The 25,589-nt window shown below is 63.0% G+C and carries 18 protein-coding genes; 9 read left to right on the top strand and 9 right to left on the bottom strand.

Annotated features, from left to right (window positions below; all coding sequences use genetic code 11):
* Positions 1-253: 253 nt before the first annotated feature.
* A complete protein-coding gene (locus DVU_RS07285) occupies positions 254-7,570 on the top strand; it encodes a DVU1545 family biofilm structural adhesin (RefSeq protein ID WP_014524421.1) in 7,317 nt (2,438 codons plus the stop codon).
* A gap of 239 nt (positions 7,571-7,809) precedes the next feature.
* Entirely contained in the window at positions 7,810-10,233 is a 2,424-nt protein-coding gene (locus DVU_RS07280; protein WP_014524422.1) for a mechanosensitive ion channel family protein, read from the top strand.
* A 304-nt stretch (positions 10,234-10,537) separates the two neighbouring features.
* On the opposite strand, the gene hrpB is transcribed toward DVU_RS07280, so the two are convergent.
* Entirely contained in the window at positions 10,538-13,081 is a 2,544-nt protein-coding gene (gene hrpB, locus DVU_RS07275) for an ATP-dependent helicase HrpB (protein WP_010938835.1), read from the bottom strand.
* A 208-nt stretch (positions 13,082-13,289) separates the two neighbouring features.
* Between hrpB and DVU_RS07270 the strand changes: the two genes are divergently transcribed.
* The 5 genes from DVU_RS07270 to DVU_RS07250 all read left to right on the top strand — a co-directional run bounded on the left by DVU_RS07270 (position 13,290) and on the right by DVU_RS07250 (position 16,858).
* Positions 13,290-13,517: a hypothetical protein gene (locus tag DVU_RS07270; RefSeq protein ID WP_010938834.1), complete on the top strand. Its 228-nt coding sequence runs from the start codon at positions 13,290-13,292 to the stop codon at positions 13,515-13,517.
* A gap of 177 nt (positions 13,518-13,694) precedes the next feature.
* Positions 13,695-14,096 carry a hypothetical protein gene (locus DVU_RS07265; protein WP_010938833.1) on the top strand — a complete coding sequence of 134 codons (402 nt, stop codon included), beginning with the start codon at positions 13,695-13,697 and terminating at the stop codon, positions 14,094-14,096.
* A 105-nt stretch (positions 14,097-14,201) separates the two neighbouring features.
* Entirely contained in the window at positions 14,202-15,056 is an 855-nt protein-coding gene (purU, locus tag DVU_RS07260; RefSeq protein WP_010938832.1) for a formyltetrahydrofolate deformylase, read from the top strand.
* A gap of 191 nt (positions 15,057-15,247) precedes the next feature.
* A complete protein-coding gene (gene glpX, locus DVU_RS07255; RefSeq protein ID WP_010938831.1) occupies positions 15,248-16,231 on the top strand; it encodes a class II fructose-bisphosphatase in 984 nt (327 codons plus the stop codon).
* 102 nt (positions 16,232-16,333) lie between these two features.
* On the top strand, positions 16,334-16,858 hold the full coding sequence (locus DVU_RS07250) for a hypothetical protein (RefSeq protein ID WP_010938830.1): 525 nt from the start codon (positions 16,334-16,336) through the stop codon (positions 16,856-16,858).
* Positions 16,859-17,121: 263 nt separating this feature from the next.
* Here DVU_RS07250 and DVU_RS07245 read toward each other — a convergent pair whose 3' ends face one another.
* From DVU_RS07245 to DVU_RS07210, 8 genes are all read right to left on the bottom strand, one after another.
* Positions 17,122-17,688, bottom strand: coding sequence for an OmpH family outer membrane protein (locus DVU_RS07245; RefSeq protein WP_010938829.1), 567 nt, complete (start codon positions 17,686-17,688; stop codon positions 17,122-17,124).
* A gap of 129 nt (positions 17,689-17,817) precedes the next feature.
* Positions 17,818-18,948, bottom strand: a complete 1,131-nt coding sequence (locus tag DVU_RS07240) for a transglycosylase SLT domain-containing protein (RefSeq protein ID WP_014524423.1) — start codon at positions 18,946-18,948, stop codon at positions 17,818-17,820.
* Between the two features lie 130 nt (positions 18,949-19,078).
* Complete coding sequence (locus DVU_RS07235) at positions 19,079-19,600, bottom strand: YeeE/YedE thiosulfate transporter family protein (RefSeq protein ID WP_010938827.1); 522 nt, start codon at positions 19,598-19,600, stop codon at positions 19,079-19,081.
* Positions 19,600-20,112: a YeeE/YedE thiosulfate transporter family protein gene (locus DVU_RS07230; protein WP_010938826.1), complete on the bottom strand. Its 513-nt coding sequence runs from the start codon at positions 20,110-20,112 to the stop codon at positions 19,600-19,602. The genes DVU_RS07235 and DVU_RS07230 overlap by 1 nt, the downstream gene beginning before the upstream one ends.
* Positions 20,113-20,261: 149 nt before the next feature.
* A complete protein-coding gene (gene miaA, locus DVU_RS07225; protein ID WP_010938825.1) occupies positions 20,262-21,191 on the bottom strand; it encodes a tRNA (adenosine(37)-N6)-dimethylallyltransferase MiaA in 930 nt (309 codons plus the stop codon).
* On the bottom strand, positions 21,188-21,748 hold the full coding sequence (gene coaD / locus DVU_RS07220) for a pantetheine-phosphate adenylyltransferase (protein WP_010938824.1): 561 nt from the start codon (positions 21,746-21,748) through the stop codon (positions 21,188-21,190). The genes miaA and coaD overlap by 4 nt, the downstream gene beginning before the upstream one ends.
* Positions 21,724-22,296: a 16S rRNA (guanine(966)-N(2))-methyltransferase RsmD gene (rsmD, locus tag DVU_RS07215; protein WP_010938823.1), complete on the bottom strand. Its 573-nt coding sequence runs from the start codon at positions 22,294-22,296 to the stop codon at positions 21,724-21,726. Before rsmD ends, coaD begins: the two co-directional genes overlap by 25 nt.
* A gap of 125 nt (positions 22,297-22,421) precedes the next feature.
* Complete coding sequence (locus tag DVU_RS07210; protein WP_010938822.1) at positions 22,422-24,032, bottom strand: MBL fold metallo-hydrolase RNA specificity domain-containing protein; 1,611 nt, start codon at positions 24,030-24,032, stop codon at positions 22,422-22,424.
* A gap of 136 nt (positions 24,033-24,168) precedes the next feature.
* Between DVU_RS07210 and DVU_RS07205 the strand changes: the two genes are divergently transcribed.
* Both DVU_RS07205 and tadA read left to right on the top strand, forming a co-directional pair.
* The gene (locus DVU_RS07205; RefSeq protein ID WP_010938821.1) at positions 24,169-24,825 is read left to right on the top strand and encodes an LOG family protein; all 657 of its coding nucleotides are present in this window, start codon (positions 24,169-24,171) and stop codon (positions 24,823-24,825) included.
* 220 nt (positions 24,826-25,045) lie between these two features.
* Positions 25,046-25,531 carry a tRNA adenosine(34) deaminase TadA gene (gene tadA, locus DVU_RS07200; RefSeq protein ID WP_010938820.1) on the top strand — a complete coding sequence of 162 codons (486 nt, stop codon included), beginning with the start codon at positions 25,046-25,048 and terminating at the stop codon, positions 25,529-25,531.
* The last annotated feature ends 58 nt before the right edge of the window (positions 25,532-25,589 follow it).

Below are 25,589 nucleotides of genomic sequence, written 5' to 3'. Positions count from 1 at the left end.
CGGCTTTTTCTAAAGCTCCCTACTCGACTGTATGGGGGCTCTTCATACTCCCATGCCGTATTTCACTACGCCATCCACCAATTGCATTGCCACAATTGTCAGCTGCATTTATATCGCAGTGTTGAAACAAGGCTCTCACCATGCATATTTCAATCCTCTTGCAGAACACCATGGTGATACCCTGCACAGTTCCGGAAATGCGCTTTGACACTGACACAGAGAAGCTCACACAAAACAAAATAACGGAAAACCCATGAGCAACATCCGCCCTCAATCCCCCCTGCATCAGGCCGCTGCGGATAATGGAAACACCATCACACTGTCTGTGCCCGCAAGGACTGTCGAGCAACATCACAGTGTCGCCGGGGCTGCACGCATCCTGCTTGATTTTCCGACTGATGCCGCGACCATTGAGCGAGAGGGCGATGCGCTCGTATTCAACTTCCCTGATGGGGCAAGACTCGTTCTAGACGGATTCTATACGGTGACTGACGGAGCAGAACTGCCCGACTTCATTCTTCCTGACGGCACCTCCTTCCCGGGATACGACTTTCTGGCAGCCATAGACGCAGAATTGCTCCCCGCTGCGGGGCCGGGTGCCGGCGGTGGCAGCGGTGCCGGTGGCGGCGTGGGCGAGTACGACGACGATGCCGGACGACTCGTCGACTCTGTCGACAGACTCGACCCCCTGACGACCACATACTGGGACAGGACGACAGAACCACGCATCGAGGACGAAGGCGTGATCGACCCTGCCGGGGGCGCACTCTCCATCACCATCAATACGACTCTGCCGGATGGCACGATATCCGGCACTCTGGGCGGTTTCGAGGACAACCAGCCGGGGCAACACCTCGGCGATGCGACCACGACGCCCATACAGCTTGATGTCGCCTTCACGCCCGCAGACAACGAAGAACTGGTCAGCCTGACGCTGTCCGGGTTCGATGTGGGCACCAGCCTCAGCATCGGCGACCCGTCATTCGGCGGTGCGCTCATCGTCATCACCGCACCCGACCAGTCCGTCACCCTGACCCCGGGGCAGCTTGCCGAAGGCATCTTCATCCGCCCGCCCGAAGACAGTTCACGGGACATGACCCTCACGGCGAACGCCGTCATCACCGACCCCGATTCCGGTCTCACGGACACGCTCTCCACCACCGTGCAACTGGTCGTGGACGCCGTTGCCGACAGGCCCGTACTCGAAGCAGAGACCCCCACCCCCGTAGCGACAGAGGAGACGCCCGTCGCCATCCACGTGTCCGGGACGTTCACCGACCTCGACGGGTCGGAGCGCCACTTCATCGAAGTCCGCGACATCCCGACCGACTGGGTTCTCGGAGGCACCCTGCCGCAAGGCTGGATCATCGTCGACCCTGCGACACATCTGCCCATCGCCACGCCCGCCCATGCACTGGGAGAGAACACCACATACACGCTCTGCATCGAGGTCACGGGCGATACCACGGCACATGCCGGCGGAGTCAACTCCGGCGATTCGTGGGCAGTGGAGGCCGACCTCACCTTCGCCACCCGCGACTGGTCTGACACGCGCCACGGCGACGGCACACCCCGCCCCGACGGGGCCTCGGGCACGACCATCACCGTGGCAGCCATCGCCGAAGAGTCTTCCGCCACTGACGGCGAGTTGACCACGGGCAACAACCGTGCAGAGACGACCACCACCATCACGGTCTCCCGCACTGAAGACAGGCCGGTTATCGAAACCTCGGCAGACGTTCCGGGACACGCCGCGCACCTCGAAGTTGACGAGACGCCCGGCCTCCAGACCGGTGATGTCGCTGCTGCGGGCCTCTCCGCCACTGTCCTTGGCATCATGACCGGGTTCGGCCTCTCTGCCGACGATGCCCTGTCAGCCACGACGGGGCAGGTGCGTTTCGACCTGCACTCCGACGGAGTGAACGACGCAACCCCCGTCGCATCGCCTCTCGCCGGCATCGCATGGGACGCAAGCCAGCCTCTTGGCGGTGCGACACTCTCGACATCCCGTGGGGGGCATCCCGTCACCGTCGGCGTCGTGACGTCTGCCGATGGTCACAGTGTATTGCAGGGAACCTATGTGGACGATGCCGGAACGACGCGTGTAGCGTTCATCGCCACCCTCGTGGCGGACGACCTCGCCGGTAGCGGCAGTGCGACCGTATCGTTCATCCAGTTCGAAGCCCTCGCACACCCCGACGGTTCTTCAGCCGATGAGGCTCTCAACCTGCCCTTCCGGTTCACCGTGACCGACGACGAAGGCGATACCGCCTCCTCATCGGTATTGCTCACCCTGCACGACGACGGGCCAACGACAGCGCCCGACAGCGTCGTCTTCGACGAGGCCCGCACCACAGGCGTGGATGGTAACGTGCTCGCCAACGACAGCGCCGGAAGCGATGGCTATGCCGAAGGGGGCGGCGTGGTCGGGTTCTCCGTCACCGCCGGGGGCATAACCCATTCAGGACTGGTACCGGGCGACTCCATCGTCGTCATGAATCCGGGAACCGGCGTCCCTGCCGGGACGTTCACCCTGAACGCCGACGGCAGCTATGTCTTCACCCGCGCACCGGGGCAGGACATCGACGGCACGTTCACGGTCAGGGTCGACTACACCGTGAAGGACGGTGACGGAGACACCGCCACAGGACGACTCGACATCGCCCTCAAGCCAGCGCCCGCACTCCATCTTTCACTCACCGGCGACACGCAGGTGTACGAGGACGCAGCCCACGGCCAACGGGTCAACCAGGCTGGCAATGCAGGCGGCAGTGACGGCTGGAACGTCAGCAACGACGGCAGCCACGACATCGCCACCTATCTCGTGCAGTGGAACAACGCCAACGGGGCACCCGTGGCTGGCATGACCACATCCGGCGCGTTCAGTTTCGACGTCACCATCACCGGAGTCCGGCAGGTGGGGAGCAGCGTCGGCGCATCGGGAGTGTTCTTCGACGGGGACACCACCGACAACGACACGATGGCGAAGACAGGCGATGTCACGTGGGCCGTCCCCGACGGCAACGGCGGCTGGCGCCCCATGCATCTCGACCTGACCACCGATGCAGGCAAGGCCGCCCTCAAGAGCGCGCTCAACGAGGCCCTCGATGACATCTACGGAGGGAAGCTGAAGGTCACAGACGTGAGTGCCGATGGCAGACTCACCTTCACCGTCTCCGATGGTTGCCCTCTGGACGCCCCCCTGCCCATCCACGTCGCTGCCATCGACGACCGGCTGGGCGACAGTGGCGAACGCTACTCGCTGCAACTCGGCAACCTGCGCCCCGCCGAAGGGACGCCGTCTTCGTTCGATGTGGCCATCTCGGGCAACCGCAACGTGTCCACCTCCATCATCGATGAAGGCAACAGTTCAGAGTCCGACGGATTCCGCATCGGCCTCGAATCGCCCACCTCCGCGCAGGAAAGCGACGGCGCCGCCAGGATAACTCTCGTGCTCTACGACCGGGACGGCAACGTCTACGAGGGCAATGAGCCCCCCATACAGAACATAGGGGTCTATCTCGCCTCATCCGACGGCACGGCCCATGTGGATGCCGACTACTTCGCAGCCACGTCGCGCTGGGTCACCCCCGGCGAATGGATACGGGTGCAGGGGCAGGACGGACACTGGCGCTGGGAGGCCAAAGTCTCGGTCAACCTCGCCGATGACCGCAATTCCGAAACGGACGAGACCTTCACCGTGCGCCTCACCGGGGTGACAGGCCACGAGGCTATGGGGCTTGCAGGACGCGACACGGCACAGGTTACCATCGTCGACGACACGGCCCCCGGTCATACCGCACATCTCGACGGGCCCAAGCTCGCCCATTTCGGGGCCGACACCGTCCTGCGTGAACCCGTGGCACCCGATACGGGGGTCTCGTTCAATCCTGATGGAACCCACGGGACGCCGGACGCCCCCGCCAACACCGTAGGGTACACCATCGCGCTCACGCAGGTCGCCGCCGAAGACGTCATCGTCTGGCTCAAACTCGATACCGCCGCGCTCGGCAAGGATTTTCGCCTCGGCAACGGCATCCACTCCGCCGATGAGGCATCCGCACTGCCCGGTTACGCGCACCGCCCGGACGGGGCCAACTACTATGTCGTCGTGCGTGGAGGAGAGGCTTCGGCCCACTTCTCCATCGACATCCTCCATGACCACGACACGGCAGGAGACGGTTCAGGGCAGGATGCCGCGACCGACGCCGTGAACATCACCATCGTCGACATGCACGGCAGCGAAGCCGTCTACGACCCTGCACACCCCGTGAGCACGGGAGACGTCATCGCAGACGACATGCGCGGCCCCACGGTGGAGATAACGACATTGCAGACCTCACAGGCCGCCGGTTCCACATCCGATGTCGTCGTGGGGCTGCGTGGCGGCGTGCCGGTCAACGAAGACGTCACGGTAAAGCTGCAACTGGTGCTGAGCGACGGCAGCACGGAAGACCACACCCTGGTCATCCGTGCGGGTGAGACCTCCGGCACGCTGTCCTTGCAGACGCCCCGGACGGGGCACTACCATATCCGCGTAACGGAAAGCACCGGAGGTGAAACGGGGCACGACGACGCGTTCAGATTCGTCGACGTGCACGGCATAGGTGGCGGTGGCAGCGGCCACGGCCCCGTCGTGCTGGCCTTCACGGCTTCCGATGCCATCGCCGAAGACGGCGGACAGGTCGAATACACCGTGACGGGCAAACTCCCCGACGGCTACACTCCCGATGGACAGGGGCTGACATTCAGCCTGAAGACCTTCGGCGGCAGTGCGACCAAGGGCAGCGACTTCTCTTCCGGCGAGGTCTCGGTCACGCTCGACGGCACCCTGCTGGAACACATCTCCAACGTCACCGACGGCAGATTCACCATCAGGCTCGTCCCCGATGGCAGCGGTGGTGTAAAGCCCGTCGTCTGCGACGGCAGCGGAGCCCCTCTGGACAACGTGCCGGCCGGAAGCCTCCATGTCCTCGGCTCACTTCCGACAGGCATAGACGACAGGGGTGTAGAAGGCGACGAGAGTTTCACGACGTTGCTGACCGGGCTGGGGGGCAATGTCACCGTCGCCGCCGACGGAAGCGGAACCTCGGCGCAGACCACCATCACCGACGACGACAGACCGCAGGTCGCGGTGACGGTGCTCGACCAGTCAGGCACCCCCGTCACCGATGCTACCGAAGGCCAGGCGGAGCATCTCACCGTCCGTGTGAGCCTGCACGATGCCATCGGGCAGCCCCTCTCCCTCGACGACGGCCCGGTGACCTTCCAGCTCACGTTCACCGGCACCGGCGTGCAGGGAAAGGACTATGTCCCCTTCACGACGACAGTGACCATCCCGCAAGGCGGAACGTTCAGCGACATCAGGGTCTCGTTGCCCGACGACTTCGTCAGCGACGGCGACCGTACCTTCACCGTCAAGGCGACTCCGGTGGCGAACGACCCGTACAACGGCTATCCGGCAGGGTTCATCGGAAGCGGCACCAGCGAGGTCGTGACCATACACGAGCACGATAACGGCCCGACGATGTCACTGACGCCTGCCTCGTCCACGACCATCAACGAGAACGGTCAGGCGGCGGATTTCAGGTTCACGCTCAACAAGGCCGTCGAAGAGGACACCACCGCCACGGTGAGGGTCGACTTCGGCCCGGGTCTCACCGAGGCCGACCTTGAGGGAGTGCGTATCGGCAACGGAGTGGCGGGCACCGACGGCGTCACCCGCATCACCGACGCCAGCGGGCGGGTCGTGGGCTGGCAGTTCGACGTGACCGTTCCCAAGGGCAGTGCTGGCGGCGGGGCCTTCAGCATCGTCACCCGAAACGACTACGAGTCGGAGGGGGCCGAACGTTTCACCGTCTCCGTCTCCGGCGTGCAGGGGGGGGAAGTCCAGTCCGTCACGGGTACGCACACGGTCACGGTGAACAACACCAACGACGGCCCTGCTGTCTACCTTGATACCAAGGGAGACTACGCCACCGCCCCCGAAGGCGGCGAGGCGGCCGTGCATCTCGGCATGACGAAGACCGCCGTGGCCGACTTCGATGTGACGCTCAAGGTGCTCGACCCGTCTGTCCTCGTGCCCGGTTCACATGCCGTGCTGATGATCAAGACCCCCGGCGGAGAATTCGTCGCCCATACGACAGGGGTGGACATCGGCCAGGACGGCAGGCTTACGCTCACCATCCCCGCCGGGACATCCGACGCGAAGGTGGTGTTTCGCACTGCCGACGACGGCATCGTGGGCCCCCATGCCCCGCTGGAGGTCGGCCTTGTGACCGTGTCAGGCGGGGAGGCGACCCAGCGGGGAGGCGTCTCGGTCTCTTCGACGTTCGCTGAAGAGACTTACGGTTCCATCACGTACCAGACCACCGGCAACGCCGTCCCCGACGGCAAGGCGACGACAACCTACACGCTGAACGGTGTATCCTTCGCCGATGTGCGTTCCGTGCGTGTCGACGGGGCAGTGGTCTCCATCAGCCAGAATGCGGCGGGCAAGACCATATTCACCGTCACCAGCAACGCGGGAAGCAGCATCTCCGACCGCATCACCGTCACGTTCGTGGAGAATGCCAACCTCACGTCGAACAAGGCCAACCTGTCCGTCTCCGGCGTGGTGACCGTCAGCGGCCTCGTCGAAATCGTCGACACGACGGCCCACATCACGGCCGCCGATGTCAGCCTCTTCGCCCTCGCAGGCGATGGAGGCGACACTTCGGCAAGCGGGGCTATCCATCATGATGCGCTCCTTGCCGGGGCCGTCGACCCATCACCACACGCACAGGGGATTGGCTTCAATGCCGACACAACATCGGCCTCCGGTATCGGGCACGCAGGTTCGGGCTGGGTGGTCGGCAATGACGGAACCCTGAGCTTCAGCGGCCTTGAAGACGGCGACAGATTCACCTTCAAGACAGTCGACCTCGGCAACACCGCAGACCACGATACGGCCCACCTCGACGTGCACGTGGTGCAGGGGGTCGTCTTCGACGGATCCTCGGGCGAGCATGGGACTGGAGTCGTCGTTTCCGGTTCGGCACAGGATGATACCATCACCGGCACAGATGGCGACGACCACCTCTACGGCAACGCTGGAGACGACATCCTGCGGGGAGGCAACGGCCATGACGTGCTTGACGGGGGCACCGGCAACGACACCCTGCACGTGCACGACACCACGGGCGACGGACGCATTACGGGTGACGACTTCGCCGGACTGCATGGAGGTGAAGGGGTTGATACCATCCTCGTCGAGGGTGATGGCACGATCATCGACTTCACCGCCTTCGCGGCAGGCATCGTGACTGGCGTGGAGAACATCGACCTGACAGCCGCCGGAAAGCAGGAGGTGTATCTCTCGGCCAACGACGTGCTGCACATGGGCGGCGAACTGATCATCAGCGGTACCGAAGCCGACGCCGTCCACCTTGCCGACGCCGGAACGTGGACGGCCGAGGGCACGCAGACCATCGACGGAATGACCTACAATGTCTTTGCCGCCACCGTTAACGCGGCAGGACATGAAGAACAGGTACACCTGATGGTGCAGACCATCGTGTCCACCTCATAGGCATACACTGCTCACACCCGGAAAGAGGTCATCCGAACGTGATGACCTCTTTCCGGGTGCGTCCACCGAACAACACCTCTGCTGCCGTGCGGCACATGCGCGCCCCGGCGACTGCGCAACGCGAACTGTTCTCACGCATCCATGACGGGCTCTTCGAGAGGCCACACGCTGCGTGACGTTGCCCCCCTTTTCGCCACACAACCGTTCACACCAGTGCCGACTTGTGGCATAAGGTTCCCATGCAAAAGCACCACCACAGCCCCCTCCGCATATCGCTGGCCAGCCTTGCGACATTGCTCCTGCTCATCGCCCTGCTCATGCCGGGCATTGCCCGGGCGGACGATGAGACACAGCCCCCCGCAGAGATTCCCACCTCTGACGCATGGGGGCTCATCTGGCAGGACAGGACGCAAGAGCTTGTCTCGCTACTCGAAGAGAGCGAAGCACTCCGCAAAGACCTGCCTGCCACGGCGCGCAAGCTCGATGCGGACATCTCCGGCGCACAACGCGAATACCAGCGCCTTTTCGCCCTCTTTCAGGCCAGCCGATCGCTGCCTTCCGAACTTGTCGCCATCAACGGCCATCTGCTCGCCCTCGAACGGGGGCTACAGAAGTCGCTCTCACCGCTGCAAACCATCCATGAAGGGCTTGAGGCGAAGTTCGGCGAACTGGAATCGGCCGAGAAGGAACTCGTCGCCCAACTGCCCCGCGACCGAAGCGACCTCGCCGCAGAACTGACGACCTACCTGAACAACCTTTCACAGGGTAAACGCAAGCTCGCAAGCCTTCGTAGCCGCCTCTCGGGCGTCATCGAACCGGGCAAGGTGCTGCTTGGCCGCATCGCCACCACAAGGAGGCAGATAGAGACCATGCTGCCCGACCTGTGGCGTCGCCACTACCTCGAACCTTCGAGCAACCTGTTCGATGTGGGTACGTGGAACGGTCTGCAGATGAGTGTCGAGACGTTCATCCAGAACGCCCCGCTTCGCCTCGCCACGGAGATGCCCACGACCCCGAAGGTATGGATAGGCTGCGCCCTGCGCTTTCTCTTCATCTTCGTGCCAGTGCTCATCTTCGGCCGGATGCTGGCGCGACGCGAGACGTTGCGTCAGGCTCTGCCCGACAACCGGTGGAAGCGCCTCACGAACCGCTCCATGGTATGGATAGGCATAGGCCTCGCCCTGCACTTCGCCTCGTGGAACAGCGGCGAGGTGTTCCGTGCCATCGTCGTACCGGCCAACATCTTCCTCATCTGGGGACAGCTCACCCTCGCGTGGGAACTAAGGGCCCTGCATCGTCCCGGTTCTCCCCGGCGCTCTCCGTTCCAGCCGCTCTTCGCCCCTGTGCTGGCGAGCCTGTTGCTGCTCTTCCTCAACCCGCCTCTCGTGCTTCTCGGCCCCGTGTGGTCGCTGGTACTGCTCATCGCCCTGTGGCACAGCCGTAAACGCCAGCGCCATGGGACCATCCCCCCCCTTGAAGCCAACATGGTTCTCATCGAACCGTTCATGTTGTGGCTTTCGCTGCTGGTGACGCTCTTCGGGTGGGGCCGCCTCGCCATTCTGCTGTACATGGCCTATCTGGCCATCGCCGTCAGCCTTCAGCTTGGCCTTGCGCTCATGCGGCTGCTCGATGACGCCTCCGCGCGGCTTCCCCGTGAAGGGGCCAGCGCCATCCTCGGCGGTGTCATTCTCGGCATCGCCGCGCCGCTGGTACTCCTGCTGGTGGCGGGTGCGCTGGTGCTGTGGGTCATCGCCTACCCAGGCGGTTCGTACATCCTGCGACACGCCATCGAATTCAACTTCAAGGTCGGTGAGGTCTCGTTCGACGGTCTGCGCATCCTGTTCATCCTGACCGCGTTCTACGTCACCCGCTCACTGGTGGCGGTGGGGTCGACCTTTCTCGTGCGGTTGCCGCAACGGATGCACCGCTTCGACCGCAGCATGGTGCAACCCATGCAGACGGCCTTCACCTACCTGCTGTGGGCGCTCTTCGGCCTGTATGTGCTGAACGCGCTGGGCGTGAGCCTGACCAACCTCGCCGTCATCGCCGGTGGTCTCAGTGTCGGTATCGGTTTCGGCCTTCAGACCATCGTCAACAACTTCATCAGCGGGCTCATCCTCATCTTCGGACGCACCTTGCAGGAGGGCGACATCATCGACCTTGGCGGTACGATGGGCACAGTCCGCAAGGTGAGCATCCGGGCCACCACGGTGGAGACCTTCGACAACGCCGTCATCTTCGTCCCCAACGCCGACCTCGTGTCGAACCGCCTCACCAACTGGACCCGCAACAGCCTCACCATACGCCGCGACGTGGCGGTGGGCGTCGCCTATGGCTCGGATGTGGAACTCGTGACCAGACTGTTGCTCGAGGTGGCGAAAGCACACAAGCGTGTCCTCCACCATCCCGGCCCCGTGGTGCTCTTCGACAACTTTGGCCCGAGCAGCCTCGACTTCATCCTGCGGGTGTGGGTCGATGACATCGCAGTGGGCGTCTCCACGGCCTCCGACCTGCGCGTGGAGATAGACCGAGTGTTCCGCGAGAACAACGTGGAGATATCCTTCCCGCAGCTCGACCTGCATGTACGAAGCGCCGAAGGGTTGCAACCGCTCACGCCCGGTGCAACGACACCCACGGCGCCCAGTGCATCCGGCGAGGCGTAGCCCCGACCACCTGCACGGCAGTGACGAACGGTCAGCAGCCACACACGGACAGGGGCCGGATGCCCGGTACGGTTCTGACTGAATCATGAAACGACGCCCCCGTCTTCCATCACGAAGGCGGGGGCGTGCATATCATGAAGGACATGCTGTGAAATGGCTATACGGCAGTGCGACCGCCCGCATGAGAATCGGACCGGACAGGAACCATACGACGACCGCTGTGGGCCGAAACGACACAATCACGGACGTGAGGATGGCATGACAATGGCGCATCTCGCCTTGTCACAGACAACTTGAGCCACAGTCACAGCCCTGCCCGTTTTCGCGTATGGCGGGTCGCCATCGCCGTGAGCGGGTCTTCCGGCCATGGATGCTTGGGGTACCGCCCCCGCATCTCTGCGCGGACAGAAGCGTAGCCCGTGCGCCAGAAACCTGCGAGGTCGCGTGTCACCTGCAAGGGCCGACCAGCCGGAGACAGCAGATGCACGACGACAGAGACACCACCCGCCACAACCGGAGATTCGGCCATGCCGAAAAGCTCTTGCAGCTTGACCGCAAGCACGGGTCCGCCCTCCGCCGTATAGTCGAGGGGCACACGTGAACCGGAAGGGACCACCACATGCGTCGGGGCTTCGGCATCCAGACGGCGTGCCTGTTCCCATGAGAGCAGGTTTTTCAAGGCACTCTGCAGGTCGATGCGCGCGAAATGCTCGGCACGCCGTATGCCTGACAGAAAGGGGATCAACCATTCTTCAAGTTCAGCTTCAAGTCTTGTGTCTGCGACCTCGGGCCATTGCCCTCCAGGAGTGTCGTGACGCCGCATGAGCTCGACCCTTGCCTGCCATTGCCGCAGTTCCTGCGTCCACGGAAGACACCGCAACCCGCGCGTACGAATCCCCCTCATGACGGCATGAGCCAGAAGCGTATCATCGACGTCGTCGATGCGGCGGCGCTCCAGCACGAGTGCTCCGAACCTGCGTTCGACATGGGCGACCGCTACGCCCTGCCTGTCGTCCCATCCGACCTCGCGCTGTTCCGTGATGGCACCCCCGGCGAGCATCGCCACCTCTTCCGCCGCGAGAGGTGCAGCCCGCCAGATACGCGCACGGGTGACGTCACCGTCGAGTTCGGCGGCAACGAGAAAAGGCTCACGTGCCAGCGCATCGTCGGCAGGCACGGCTGCCCCACGCCCGCACGAAAGGCGAAACGTGCCCTCCCCCGTGTTCATCGCCACCCTGTCAGGGAAGGCGAAGCCGAGAAGAACGCCACACCGTGCCACGTCTGACAGGGCCCTGCCAGCATCGAGCCGGACTCCGGCGAGCGCGGCGATGCGGTCGACCGACGATGCCAGACGCACCTCCCATCCTTCACGGGAGGCGCCTCGGGGCTTGTGCCTCATGCGCCTGACGGCATCTTCGACCGATGGACGGATGTCGCAACCGGGCATCCGCTCTGCAACTCCGCGCTGTTCAAGCAGGCAGGCAAGAACACAGGCAAGAGAAGCAGAGCCACTGCGGCAGGCAGAGAGCACCATATGCGCGAGGCGCGGGTGCAGCGGCAGGGCGTTCATGGACTTGCCATGACCGGTGATACGACCGGAAGCATCAATCGCACCGAGCGATTGCAACAGGATGCGTGCCTGATTGACGTTGACCTCTGGCGGAGCGTCGAGCCACCTGAGTTTCGAGGGGTCGAGCACGCCCCATGCAGACAGTTGCAACATCAGAGGGGCGAGGTCGGCATCGAGCACTTCCGGACGTGCGAACGGACGCAGGGAAGCGGTCTCGCCCTCATGCCAGAGGCGGTAGCAGACACCGGGCCCGGTGCGTCCTGCACGCCCAACGCGTTGCGTCGCCCCGGCAAGCGAAATACGTTCAGTCACAAGACGACTCATGCCGCTTTGCGGGTCGAAACGTGAGAAACGGGCCAGCCCGCCGTCAACGACGACCCGTACGCCCTCTATGGTCAGACTGGTCTCGGCAAGCGCGGTGGCAAGAACGACCTTGCGCGCTCCGGACACGTCCGGCGCAAGGGCTGCATCCTGCAACGCCGGGGCAAGGTCGCCATAGAGCATGTGCACGCCGACGCCATGAGCATCGAGCCCTTCAAGCCGCCGTGCGGTACGCCGTATCTCACCGCCCCCCGGCAGGAAGACAAGCACGTCGCCTTCGGTCTCTGCAAGCGCACGGTGAACGCAGGCGGCGACATTGTCCTCGAAGCTGGAGGGATACCCCGCCCTGTTAACTGGAGGCGCGTAGCGAACCTCGACGGGCCATTGGCGTCCTTCGCACTCGATGACGGGACACCCGCCCATCAGCGAGCCCAACGGGGCGGCGTCGAGTGTCGCCGACATGGCGAGAAGCCGCAAATCGTCGCGCAAGGCATCCGCCACATCGAGGCAGAGGGCCAGACCGAGGTCGGCCTGGAGACTGCGCTCATGGTACTCGTCGAAGATGACAAGGCCATACTCTTCGAGGGTCGGGTCGTCGTGCAGCATGCGCCCGAGAACCCCTTCTGTGACGACCTCCATGCGGGTACGTGGCCCGACACGGCTGTCCAGACGCATCCGGTAGCCTACCGTCTCGCCCACCTGCTCACCGAGAAGCCGCGCCATGAAACGGGCAGCAGCCCGCGCGGCGAGGCGACGTGGCTCCAGCATGACAATGCGCCGCGACCGCAACCACGGGGCATCAAGCAGATGAAGAGGCACAACCGTGGTCTTGCCTGCCCCCGGTGGGGCAACAAAAACGCAGCGCCCGGCCGAAAGCAGCGCATCCGTGAGGCGTGGCAGGGCGGAGACGAGAGAGGGCGTCGCGAGACGCCGGAAGGATGTCTGTTCAGGAGGCATGGCAGGCATGGCGATTATGCTGTGAATGGGATCGACCCTTGGCAGTATTGTGTCACGGGAACACGTTGAGTACACGATTCCGCAACCATACGAAAGTGCAAGGCGCCGCATTCATTAACTGCGCTTAAGTATCTGTATTTAATTTGACCGCAAGGTCTTTCAGGCGGACAAGCCTGTTCATACAGCATCCCTACTGGAGGACACGCTCATGAAACGCCTTTCCATCGCCGCTACCATCATGGCCCTTTGCTTTTCCGTTGCCGCACTGCCTGCCATAGGCGAAGCGAAGACCGCCACTCCGACCCAGAAGGTCGCCGTACACAAGCAGGCGAAGAAGGAACACAAGAAGGCTGTGAAGAAGACGCAGCACAAGAAGGCCAAGAGCAAGAAGATGGCACAGGGCGCCCCTGCCGCCTCTCTCGCCCCTGCAAACTGATTCGTCCTTCCCTGTCTGAAACGGGCGCGGCAGCCTGCAGGCTACCGCGCCCACCTTTTCCCAAGCCCGGATTCCTTTCATCTCCAGATGCCCCCAAGCGCTTTCCTGTGCATTCCGTGCTTGCCGGAAGTGCGGTTTCCGGTAAGAATCGCTTCTAGCGACAAAGGGGGAACCGATATGGCTAGACGTCGTTTATCAAGTCTTCAAGACCTGCTCGACTTTTTCGGCGAACGCTGCACCGGGCGTGACGACCCGTTCTTTGCGGTGGACGATTTCCAGGCGTTGCGCGCCGCTGTCGACGGCATCATCAAGAGGATGCCCGGCATCGGTTTCTTTTCACCGAGCCGACGCCTGAGCTGTTTCTACACCGTCTGCCGGCACTTCGAGGCCCTTGTCGAACGCGGCATGCTGTCTCTCGACGACGCGGTGACGGCCCTTGACGTACTCCGGGTCGAAAGTCGCAAGTTCCGCAAGGCCGCCCGCGTATTCCGCAGGCGTTTCGCCCGCGAAAGGACCGGATGCGAGTCTGTGAACACATTGCTGTGCCGCTGCTACGGCGACAACATGGGCTGCCTGTAGACCCGCGGACTTGAACCCGGGCTGGTTCTGACGTAGACCATGCCTTCGCGGAAGGCCGACCACTCCTTCCGCAAGCATCCCGGGAGACAAGCCTCTGGAGTCCGCATGCCCAGCGCCTACATACTCACCATCGCCTGTCCCGACCGCATAGGCATCGTCGCCACGGTTTCGACATTTCTCGCCGTCCAGCAATGCAACATCATCGACAGTGCGCAGTTCGGCGACCCCGACACGCGACGCTTCTTCCTGCGCATCCATTTCGAAATGCCAGACGACGGCCCCGGCAGGCCCGAGCTTGAAAGGCTCTTCGCAGGAGTCGCCGCCACCTTCGACATGCAGTGGGAGCTTCATGACGCAGGGCGCAAATCGCGGCTCATGATCATGGTCTCACGCTTCGGCCACTGCCTCAACGACCTGCTGTTCCGTTGCAGCACGGGCACGCTGCAGGCCGAGATCACCGCCATCGTCTCGAACCACGCAGACTTCGAACGTATCGCCGAGATGCACGGCATCCCCTTCCACCACCTGCCGGTCACGAAAGACACCAAGCGTGAGCAGGAGGCGGCCGTCGCACAGGTCATCGAAGACACCCGAAGCGATGTCGTGGTGCTCGCACGCTACATGCAGGTGCTCTCGGCAGAATTCTGCTCCCGCTACCCCGGTCGCATCATCAACATCCACCACTCGTTCCTGCCCAGCTTCAAAGGGGCTTCGCCCTACCATCAGGCATACGCACGCGGGGTGAAGCTCATCGGCGCCACTGCGCACTACGTCACAGAGAATCTGGACGAAGGGCCCATCATCGAGCAGGAGGTGTCGCGCGTCGACCATGCCCACCTGCCGGACGCACTGGTCAACGTGGGGCGCGACGTCGAAAGCCTCGTCCTGTCGCGTGCGGTGCGCTACCACGTCGAGCACCGGGTGCTGCTCAACGGACACAGGACCGTCGTATTCCGGTGACCCCGAAGGGCGACCATAGAGACAGGCAGACAGGCGAACGGGTTTTATCTTGAAGCCGCATGATGGCTGCGCTACAGTCCTTGCGCGCCGATGAAGCGGCATGTCCTGCGGGAATGCACCACGGCCGATCGACTGCATTTCACGGCGGCGCAGACGCCGTCGACATAGTATACCCCCCGTTGGAGGATAGAATGGAAGCCCCGGAAAAAAACCTCGCTCTCGACCTTGTTCGCGTCACCGAAGCCGCAGCGCTCGCTTCCGCCCGCTGGCTGGGCAAGGGCAACAACGACGCTGGCGACCAGGCCGCTGTCGACGCCCTGCGCCTCAGCTTCAATTCGCTGCATGTGAAGGGCCGCGTCATCATCGGTGAAGGCGAGAAGGACAACGCCCCCATGCTGTTCAACGGCGAGGAAGTGGGCACCGGGCACGGCCCCGCCCTCGACGTGGCTGTCGACCCCGTCGAAGGCACCAAGCTTCTGGCCTATGGCCGCCCCAACGCCATCTCTGTCGTGGGTATCGCCCCTGCGGGGACCATGTACAACCCCGGCCCCAGCTTCTACATGCAGAAGCTGGTCGTCCCCCCGGCGGCCCGTGACGTGGTCGACATCGACGCACCCGTGAAGGAGAACCTCAAGAACATCGCGAAGAGCCTTGGCAAGGATGTGGACGACCTCGTGGTGTTCGTCCTCGACAAGCCCCGCCACGAGAAGCTCATCCACAAGATTCGCGAAGCCGGTGCGCGCATCCAGTTGCACACCGACGGCGACGTGGCAGGAGCGCTCATGGCTGTCGACCCGCGCTCTGAAGTGGACGTCATGATGGGCACGGGCGGCACCCCCGAAGGCGTACTGGCGGCTTGCGCCATCAAGGGCATCGGCGGGCAGATGCTGGCACGACTCGACCCCCAGTCCTATGTCGAGAAGGAAGCCATCCGCGAAGCCGGAATCGATACCCGCGACATACTCACCGTCGACACGCTCGTTCGCAGCGATGAAGTCTTCTTCGCCGCCACCGGCATCTCGGGCGGCACGTTCCTGCGCGGCGTGCAGTACCTCGGCAACGGTGCCGTCACCCACTCCATGGTCATCCGTGGCAAGACGGGCACCCTGCGCTATATCGAGTCGTACCATAACTGGGATCGGCTCATGAAGATCAGTTCCGTCAAGTACGACTAGTCTCCCAAGGCGGGTCCACAGCCCCGCCGTACCATACATGCGTTCATCACGGGCCGGCACCATGTGTCGGCCCGTGCCGCCTCGCCCCCCAACGGAGTGCACATGCTGTCACCGTTCCGCACGGGCCGCACAACGGCCCTGGTTCTTGCCCTCACATCGGGCGTCGCCTTTTCCGCATTCCTGCCTGGCGACCCGACACGCGAGACATCCCCCGCGCCCGTGGCAACGCTGTGGCCCTGCGTCGATAGCGCCCACGCCGCAGAGGCGGGCTTCTACGCTCAGCCTTCGATGCGTGAAGAGGAACTGGCCCGGTTCATCGACGGTTTTCCCGCGTTCAAGGCATGGTCGCGGAAGACAGGTGACCGCCCTGCCCCATCCATCGACGCGACAGGCACCCCCGGGTTCACATGGTCTGATGGTGCCGCAGCCAAGGCACGCGAACTTGGCTGGCAGCCCGAACGTTTCTTCTTCGTCCTCGGCAAGGCGGCAGCGTGCCTTGCGGTCATCGAGAACGATGAAGACTACTCCGCAAAAGCTCGCCCGCCCGACATGCCCGCAGTCAGCAAGGAAGAGGTGGCACTGGTACAACGCCATCTGGTCAGCCTGCTGCGGGCGACCAGCGAATAACGCGAGAAATCCCTGCCAGTCAGGGGACTCACAGTCCATCTGTGCGGCAGATGGGCTGCACCACATTCATCTGTGCCCACCACCGGGCAAAGCCACAGTGCCGCCTCGTCGTGCTGCGGAGTTGATCGGCCATGAGGCCGCACTCCCCCCGGCAACTGCGCCTCGCTCGATTGTTCTGAACAGCCTGCGATAGAAAAGGCCCACGTCGTTCGACGTGGGCCTTGCCGTGTACAGAGTTGCCAGAACGTGGCGAATCTGACCGCTTACTGCTTTGCAGTGGCGTTGGCAGCAGGAGCAGCCTTGTCGGCTTCCACCTTGGCCGCCTCTTCCTTGGCTGGTTCAGCCTTGGGGGCTTCCGCTTCGATGGGCTTGAAGGTGATCTGGGTCTTGTTGAGTTCGGCCACGATATCGGCGGTCACGTCAGCGCGGGCGTTGACGGAAAGAACGCCTTCATTGGCAACGATGAGATCGAGGCCCTTCTGTTCGCGGTAGGCATCAAGCACGCGCTGAAGGTTCTCGTTCAGCACGGTGATGACCTGCTGCTGTTCGGCACCCATGCGCTGCTGCAGGTCGGCATACAGCTGCTGGAACTTGCGCGAGGTTTCCTCGCCGGGGTTCTTCTGCAGTTCCGCCTGCATCTTGTTGAGCTGGGCCTGCATATCATTGTGCAGCGATTCGAGATGCTTGACGCCAGCTTTGCCAGCCTCGCTCTCCTGATAGATGCGGGCGGTGTTCACGACGGCTACGCTGCCGGTCTTGGGCTGGTTGCAGCCGGTGAGGGCAAACGACAGTGCCAGCACAGCCAGCATGGAGAGTACGGATTTACGCATCGGTCACTCCGGGTATGGATATTGGGGATGAAAGATCTTCGTTCCGGGGACAAGAAGTCATGCACCCGAAATCGTCCGGGCACGGCCCACTCACATACGCGAGTTCGGCTTCATGCACAATGCCGCACTCTACCTGACATCGGAAAAACTTTCGAGCGAGGCCAGCACCTTGTCGACATACGCGCGAGATTCGGCTGCGGGAAGGAACCTGATAAGACGTTCATAGACCTGCTGGGGCCGCAGGGCGTTGATGGCATCCACAGCCTGCGCCCTGTCTGCGCCGAAGACGCGCAGAACACGTGTAGGGCCGCCATTGTAGGCTGCGATGGCGCAGAGTTCACGCGAATTGGGTTGCCGGATGTCGGCAAAATGACGGTTCAGCAGAAGATGCAGATACGCTATCCCGTACCTGATATTGTCCTCGGGGTCGAACAGGTCGACATCAGCCGGAGACTCGCCACGACGCGCGAGAAAGGCACTCACCTCTTCACCGGCGGTGCCGGGGACGACCTGCATGAGCCCGTGGGCAGAGGCATGGCTCAACGCGGCAGGGTCGAAACCGCTTTCAGCATGCATGATGGCGTAGACAAGCCGTGACCGCACTCCGAACTTGCGTGCGAAGCGTTCAACCTGCGCCTTGTAGACTCCGGCAAGTCCGGAGACATCGCCCCCTCCGGCGAAAGCCCGCCTGTTGATGCGCATCACGCCGCCGATGGAAGGCGAACGTGGCTGACGGCACTCCCTGCCAAGACGCGAAGCGTACTCCTCGGCACTCACAAGCCACCGCACAGGTCTGCCTGCCACATCCAGCGGTTCGCCGTACTGTTCCGGCACCGCGACCGCGAGTAATGGCGACAGCCTGCTGCCGTCCATGCCAAGGACAGGCGAAACATCGTTCAAGGAACCTTGTGACATCGCGGGAGAAAGAACACGTCCACCGTCGACAGTGGCGACAAGGACGCCTCCATTCTCGAACCTGACAAGCCCGTCACCCGCCATGGGCCTGACATCACGCCGAGTGGTGTTCGCACCTGCCGACGAATCCACTTCGCCACGCCATTGCCAGCCCGTATCGCTATCGTGGGGCACAGGGACAGGTGCGGCATCAGCCGCAACACGAAGCACCGACCGGTCAAGGCTACGACGCACCGAGTTGGTTCCCTGTTCAGGCACGAACCCCATGACGAGACCCAAGACCGCCGCCACCGCCGAGGTGACCAGTGAAGCCCGCACACAGGCTTTCCGATGTCTGATGTTCATATGCATGCTTCCAGCGACTCCATGTGGTCAGCGTGACGACGGAAAAACGACATCACGCAAGCCATACCCAAGGCTGGAAGCAACATCCGGGCCAGTCCGGTGCAGAAAGCCAGTTGATGAAAGGGAGCGGCTACAGCCCCTTTCGTTCGACAAGGCGCATGACAGCCACAACGACGACGATGAAGATGACAATCACAGGCCAGTGCCCCAGACCGAGCAACTGGGGCAAGGTCACCTTGCCGACATCTCCCATGGAAAGCAGGGTCGCCTTCATCGCTGGATAGAGTTCGGCATAGGCTGCCGCCCCGGCAAGGCCGCCCATGATGCCCCACAGGGCATCCAGTCTACCCTCGCCGAGTGCGCCGGCGGCCGTTCCGGGGCAATACCCCAGGATGCCCCACCCCAGGCCGAACAGCAGACCTCCGCCGATGTTCGCGCCCAGCACCAGCGGTTTGACGGACAGTTTGGCAAGTTCGAGGTCGACCAGCGCATGGATGCCCACCATGGACACGATGATGGCCGACAACATGAACTTGATGATGGTCATGTCCTGCAACCGCAACGCGCCAAGTTGCCTGTCATAGCGAAGCACTTCAGCCCGTTGCAGCAGGATGCCGAAAAGGACACCCGTCACCAGACCGTTGATGAGCATCAGCGACGACCTCCGTACAACAGACGTGCAACGATGAGCCCGCCCACAAAGAAACAGACCAGCGATACAAGCCCGCTGCCTGCAAGCTGGGCCACTCCACTAAGCCCGTGCCCGCTGGGACACCCCCCGGCAAGGCGGGCACCGAACAGCGCAAGGAAGCCCCCGACGAACGCGGCGACACCCCGAAGCCCTGCAGACGTCCCGAAACGCTCGCGCCACATGTCGGGGACAGCCTGCACCCGGTATGTGCCGGAAAGCATGGCTGCAACGAACGCCCCCAACAGGATGCCGACGACGAACATCCACTGCCAGTCGACAATGGGGGCCTCTTTGGTGAAATAGGCCAGACCTGCCACATGTTCCGGTGCAAAGGCCTTCTCTATCATCCCGGCCATACGGACGAACGTGGTCGATGCACCGAAATAGGCATTCGACAAGGCGACCGAACCGACCATGACAAGCCCGCTCAGGCCGCCCGCGACATACGGATTCCATCTTCCGGAGTCAGACATGTCTACCCCCTTACAGTTTCACCTCTATTCTTACACTTTAGCTGTGGGAGGGACAAGAGAAAGCGAAAACCCTCCGCTTCAGTATACATCTACCTGTCGAAGCGAAGGGTCTGGCAAGGCACCGCCTGTGTTATGGCGTAAAGAACGCCCTATGCACCGCCTCGCAAAAAAGAGGCGACACCAAGGGCGATGCCCTCGACATCGTCAGGCGCGTACCAGGTCAGGCGGGTGTCGGCGCGGAACCATGTGAGCTGCCGTTTGGCGTAGGCACGGGTGTTGTGCAGCCACACGTGGCGCATGGCTTCGTAGTCGAGGCTTCCGACAAGGTGGGCGTACGTTTCGGCACAGCCTATGCCCGACCACCCCGGTGCAGAGGGGTCGTCACAGTGCACACGGGCGCGACGCGCCTCATCAAGCGCCCCTGCTGCCAGCATGAGGTCTATCCGATGGGCAAGTCTTGGCGTCAGGGCATCCAGAGTGGCAGCGAAACCGATGCGCAAGGCCCGGTAACGCGGTGCGGGCATTGCCGAACGATGCCATTCCGAAAAGGTTCGTCCTGTATGCTCATGGACCTCAAGCGCCCGCGTGACACGCTGCCTGTCGTTGGGATGGATGCGCGCCGCGTACTCGGCATCGATATCGCAGAGCATGGCATGAAGCCGTTGCGGGCCCTCCGCAGCACACCGTTCCTGCCAACGCACATGAATGTCGCGGGGGATGGCGGGTATGGCGGCGATGCCATCGAGCAACGCGCGCACATACATGCCCGTTCCCCCCACCAGCAATGGCAGCCGCCCTTGGGCGAGGGCCTCGTCGATGGCTGCCGTGGCATGGTCTCCCCACACCCCGGCAGACATGCGCGCCTCCGTCTCCAGAAAGCCGTACAGGCGATGCGGGCATTGGGCCTGCTCTTCCGCTGTCGGCTGCGCAGTGATGATGGGAAAGTCGCGGTACACCTGCCGCGAGTCGGCATTGATGACCGTCCCGGCGAAACGCTCGGCCAGATGCAGCGCCGCCGCCGTCTTGCCAGCCCCCGTGGGGCCGACCAGACAGATGACGGCCGGAAGCTCGTTGCTCATAGCGAAGGCGGCAGGTCTTCGTCTGCCTCTGTGGACAGGGCGAGGCCGGGGTTCAAAGGATACGGATAGCCGTACTTCTCACGCAGACGCCGGTACACGTTGTCGGGAACCAGCCCCTTGATGTCTCCGCCAAGACTGGCAGCAGCCTTGATGATGGTCGAACTGATGTACAGCCACTGGTAGTCCGTCATGAGAAAGACGGTCTGTACATGCCGCTTGAGCTTGCGATTCATCAGCGCAAGCTGGAATTCGTATTCGAAGTCGGATACGGCCCGCAGCCCGCGCAGGATGACGTTGGCCCCGCGCCGTTCGGCATAGTCCACCAGAAGGCCGGAGAAAGGCTCGACGGTGATGCCCTCGTGGTCGGCGAACACCTCCTCCGCCATGCGCACCCGCTCGTCGAGCGAGAATAGCGGCGTCTTGGGGGTGTCCATGGCCACAGCCACGATGACCCTGTCGAAAATCTGCCGTCCGCGCCGGATGAGGCTCACATGCCCCATGGTCAGCGGGTCGAAGGTGCCGGGGTAGACGGCTAGCTTGCCTCTTTCGTCGTCCATATGACGATCCTCGTCTGTCCGTAGGTTCTGTCGGCGATGACCTCAAGACCGTCGTGGACGGTTTCGGCGTCGAACGCCAGCCCCGCCTCCACCTCTGCGACGACGACCCCTTCCGGGGCCAGCCAGCGGCTGCGCATCATGAGTCTGATGGTCGGCGCGAGCCGCCCCTCGCCATAGGGGGGGTCTATGAAGACCACATCGAACGGCGCAGCGGCCCGCCTGCCGAGCACTTTCGTGATGTCCTCGGCGAGCACTCGCCAGCGTTGCGGTTCGATGCCCAGCGAGGTGGCGTTCTTCTCGATGCACGCCGCCGCCTTCGCGTTGAGTTCCACGAACCACGCCTCATCAGCGCCACGACTCAAGGCCTCGAAGGCCAGACTTCCGCTTCCGGCGAACAGGTCGAGAACCCGGCTGCCAGCCCACACCACACCACGGGACGAGAGCATCGAGAACAACGATTCGCGCACCCGCGACATGGCCGGTCTGTAGCCCGGCCCCTCTACCGTCTTGAGAAGGCGCCCGCCATAGGCACCCGCGATGATACGCATACGACTCCGGATTCACTTGCTAGGGATACGACTCAAAGCCCCGACCAACGGGGCGAGGGCTGTGCGCGGCACGACCCCCGCCCCGTCTACGGAGCATGACGCACGTAGCGGTTTCTTACAAGCCACTACAACTGCGAAAGGAAATGCAACAGTTCGCCGTTGATCTCGACGAGGCGTTCGCGGATGTCGGTCTGTTCGACCCAAGGCCGCTTCTCCACGCCCGCGAGACGCTTGCGGAGTTGTGCCACCTTGCCCTCAGTCTCGGCAAGCAGGAATTCCCAGTCGACGTCGGGATGTGCCCGTGCCTCGTCGGTCTGGTGCAACGACTCGCGCCCCGGCTTGAGCGTGACCTCTTCAAGATAGCCGGGTATGGACACCGGAAGGTTGAAACGCTCGCGCAACAGTCCGGCAAGCGTCGTCTGTGCCTTCTCTTCGCCGTGGACGAGGAATACCTCCATCTGGGGATGGGCGAAAGCCGACACCCATTCCAGAATCTGACTCTGGCCCGCATGTGCCGAGAAGCTGCCGATGGTGAAGACCTTGGCCTTGACGGCGATGTCTTCGTTGAACAGGCGCACCGTGGCATTGCCGTCGACAATCTTGCGGCCGGGTGTGCCTACGCCCTGATAGCCCACGAAGACGATGCTGGCACCGGGCCGCCACAGGTTGTGCCGCAGGTGGTGCTTGATGCGCCCTGCATTGCACATGCCGCTGGCGGAGATGATGACAGCCGGGCCAGACCGCACGTTGAGGGCCTGCGAATCCTGCGTATTGAGCGTGTATTTCAGGTTGGGCAGCGCCAGCGGGTCTTCGCCCGAATCTACAAGCTTCTTCATATTATCATCATAATATTTCGGATGCTTGCGGAATATCTCGGTAGCTCTTATGGCCAGCGGGCTATCCACGAAGACGGGCATGTCGGCAGGCAGTCTGCCTTCCTTGTGCAGCAGGTAGAGAGTGTAGAGCACTTCCTGCGTGCGTTCGACGGCGAAGGCGGGAATGATGACCTTTTCGCCATTGCCGTAGCTGTAGGCGATGGCTTCAGCCAGTTCGTCGCGGCTGAAGCGTGGGTCTTTGTGGTCACGGTCGCCATAGGTGGACTCGAGAAAGAGATAGTCCGCCGGGGCGGCCTTCTGCGGGTCGTTGACGATGAGGGCGTCGGGCCTGCCGAGGTCGCCCGAAAAGACGAGCCGTGTGGGTCTGCCGTTTTCCGTGACTTCAAGTTCGAGGAACGCCGAACCGAGGATGTGCCCCGCGTCCTTGTATGTCACACGGATGCCGGGCGAAGGTTCGAACGAGTTGCCATAGTCCACCGGACGCAGCATCTCGGCCGCCCGGGTGGCGTCTTCGGTCGTATAGAGCGGTTCGACCTTCTTGATGCGCCCGTTGCGGGAGAGTTTGCGGCTTTGCCATTCCGCTTCCATCTCCTGGATGTGCGCGCTGTCCTGCAACATGATGCCAAGCAGGTCGGCTGTGGGTTCTGTGCAGTATATGGGGCCGGTGAACCCGTTGCGCGTCATGGCGGGCAGCAGCCCCGTATGGTCGATATGCGCGTGGGTGACCAGAAAGAAGGCTATGTCGGATGGACGATAGATCTCGGTATCATCGTTACGCTTTTCGATTTCGGTGTTGCCCTGATGCATGCCGCAGTCGATGGCGAAGCGAACACCGTTGGCCTCTATCATGTAGCAGGAGCCGGTCACCGTCTGGGCAGCTCCAAGAAACTGGACCTTCATGCACGTTCCCTTGGGTTGATGGCCTGAAAAACCCGATCACTATGGCGGCACTCGTCTTCAAGTGCAAGACCTTTCGCGACGTTGCGCATGCTCCGCTCTCACCGTATAGTCCTCGTAAAACCCCAAGGAGAACCGCATGGCATCCAGCAAGCAATACGTCATCGACACGCTCTCCATCAAAGAGTCGTGGCGTCTCTTCAAGATAATGGCCGAACTTGTCGACGGCTTCGACACCCTCAGCGATGTGGACAAGTGCGTCTCCATCTTCGGGTCGGCGCGCGTCCCGCGTGACAGCCCCCTCTATGCCGATACCGAGGCCATCGCGCGCCTGCTGGTGCAGGCGGGCTACGGGGTCATCACGGGCGGCGGCCCCGGTCTCATGGAAGCGGGCAACAAGGGAGCCTTCGAAGCTGGCGGCGAATCTGTCGGCCTGCACATCCACCTGCCCTTCGAACAGGACTCCAACCAGTACATCAAGACGCGGTGCGACTTCCGCTACTTCTTCGTCCGCAAGCTCATGTTCATCAAGTACGCCCTCGCCTACGTGGTCATGCCCGGCGGCATGGGCACCATCGACGAACTCTCCGAAGCCTTCGTCCTTGCGCAGACACGGCGTATCAAGCCCTTCCCCATCATCCTCTACAAGAGCGAATTCTGGAACGGACTGCTCGACTGGATTCGCGACAGGATGGTCACCGGGGGCTACATCCGCGAAGAAGAACTCGACCTCGTCACCGTGCTTGATACGCCTGAACAGGTGGTCAGCTACATCCGCAAGCACGTCATCCTGTAAGGGGCACGCCGACACCACAGCGGCGGGGCCTTGTGTCCCGCCGCATTGCCTACACCACACCATGGACGCACTGCGAAACATGCCCGACAGCAACGACGCCACAGATAGTGAACGTGCGAGCGGCGCAAGCAAGGACGCCACCGCTGCCGTCACCACAGGCATCGTGCCCCCTGCCGCATCCGCCGTCACCCCAGATACAGCCGACGTCACCGACGGCCCCGTGGGACCCGTCCCCTATGCGCCCGAAGGCTGGACATGGGAACGCCTCATGGACGAGGCACTGGCCGAAGCACGACTGGCACAGGCCGAAGGCGAAGTGCCTGTGGGGGCCGTCGTCGTCGACAAGGCGGGACGCATCATCGGTCGCGGGCACAACCGCTGTCTGCGCGACAACGACCCATCGGCCCATGCCGAGATGGTCGCGCTACGCATGGCCGCGACAACGACCGCAAACTACCGGCTAGGCGGGACGTTTCTGGTGGTGACACTGGAACCCTGCCTCATGTGCGCGGGTGCCATCGTCCATGCCCGCGTCGAGGGCGTGGTCTACGGTGCCGAAGACCCGAAGGCAGGGGCCGTGACGTCGTGCCTTGAAGCCTTCGAACAACCCTTCCTCAATCACCGCCCGTGGCATATGGGAGGCCTGCGCCGACGCGCCTGCACCGCCATCCTCAAGGACTTCTTCAACGGACGCCGTACCGATTGACCGCCTCTCCCCCACGCTCACCTGCGTAGCCTCGCGGCGGACACGCCCGTGATGCGAC

The sequence above is a fragment of the Nitratidesulfovibrio vulgaris str. Hildenborough genome (genome assembly GCF_000195755.1).
Lineage (GTDB): Bacteria > Desulfobacterota > Desulfovibrionia > Desulfovibrionales > Desulfovibrionaceae > Nitratidesulfovibrio > Nitratidesulfovibrio vulgaris.
Note: the sequence above shows the minus strand (reverse complement) of the source record. Positions and strands in the feature narration are given on the sequence as shown.

Bases quoted from the DNA above. Each gene is read 5' to 3' on its own strand.
- DVU_RS07285 (WP_014524421.1), top strand. From the start codon at position 254: ATGAGCAACATCCGCCCTCAATCCCCCCTGCATCAGGCCGCTGCGGAT.
- DVU_RS07280 (WP_014524422.1), top strand. From the start codon at position 7,810: ATGCAAAAGCACCACCACAGCCCCCTCCGCATATCGCTGGCCAGCCTT.
- hrpB (WP_010938835.1), bottom strand. From the start codon at position 13,081: ATGCCTCCTGAACAGACATCCTTCCGGCGTCTCGCGACGCCCTCTCTC.
- DVU_RS07270 (WP_010938834.1), top strand. From the start codon at position 13,290: ATGAAACGCCTTTCCATCGCCGCTACCATCATGGCCCTTTGCTTTTCC.
- DVU_RS07265 (WP_010938833.1), top strand. From the start codon at position 13,695: ATGGCTAGACGTCGTTTATCAAGTCTTCAAGACCTGCTCGACTTTTTC.
- purU (WP_010938832.1), top strand. From the start codon at position 14,202: ATGCCCAGCGCCTACATACTCACCATCGCCTGTCCCGACCGCATAGGC.
- glpX (WP_010938831.1), top strand. From the start codon at position 15,248: ATGGAAGCCCCGGAAAAAAACCTCGCTCTCGACCTTGTTCGCGTCACC.
- DVU_RS07250 (WP_010938830.1), top strand. From the start codon at position 16,334: ATGCTGTCACCGTTCCGCACGGGCCGCACAACGGCCCTGGTTCTTGCC.
- DVU_RS07245 (WP_010938829.1), bottom strand. From the start codon at position 17,688: ATGCGTAAATCCGTACTCTCCATGCTGGCTGTGCTGGCACTGTCGTTT.
- DVU_RS07240 (WP_014524423.1), bottom strand. From the start codon at position 18,948: ATGAACATCAGACATCGGAAAGCCTGTGTGCGGGCTTCACTGGTCACC.
- DVU_RS07235 (WP_010938827.1), bottom strand. From the start codon at position 19,600: ATGCTCATCAACGGTCTGGTGACGGGTGTCCTTTTCGGCATCCTGCTG.
- DVU_RS07230 (WP_010938826.1), bottom strand. From the start codon at position 20,112: ATGTCTGACTCCGGAAGATGGAATCCGTATGTCGCGGGCGGCCTGAGC.
- miaA (WP_010938825.1), bottom strand. From the start codon at position 21,191: ATGAGCAACGAGCTTCCGGCCGTCATCTGTCTGGTCGGCCCCACGGGG.
- coaD (WP_010938824.1), bottom strand. From the start codon at position 21,748: ATGGACGACGAAAGAGGCAAGCTAGCCGTCTACCCCGGCACCTTCGAC.
- rsmD (WP_010938823.1), bottom strand. From the start codon at position 22,296: ATGCGTATCATCGCGGGTGCCTATGGCGGGCGCCTTCTCAAGACGGTA.
- DVU_RS07210 (WP_010938822.1), bottom strand. From the start codon at position 24,032: ATGAAGGTCCAGTTTCTTGGAGCTGCCCAGACGGTGACCGGCTCCTGC.
- DVU_RS07205 (WP_010938821.1), top strand. From the start codon at position 24,169: ATGGCATCCAGCAAGCAATACGTCATCGACACGCTCTCCATCAAAGAG.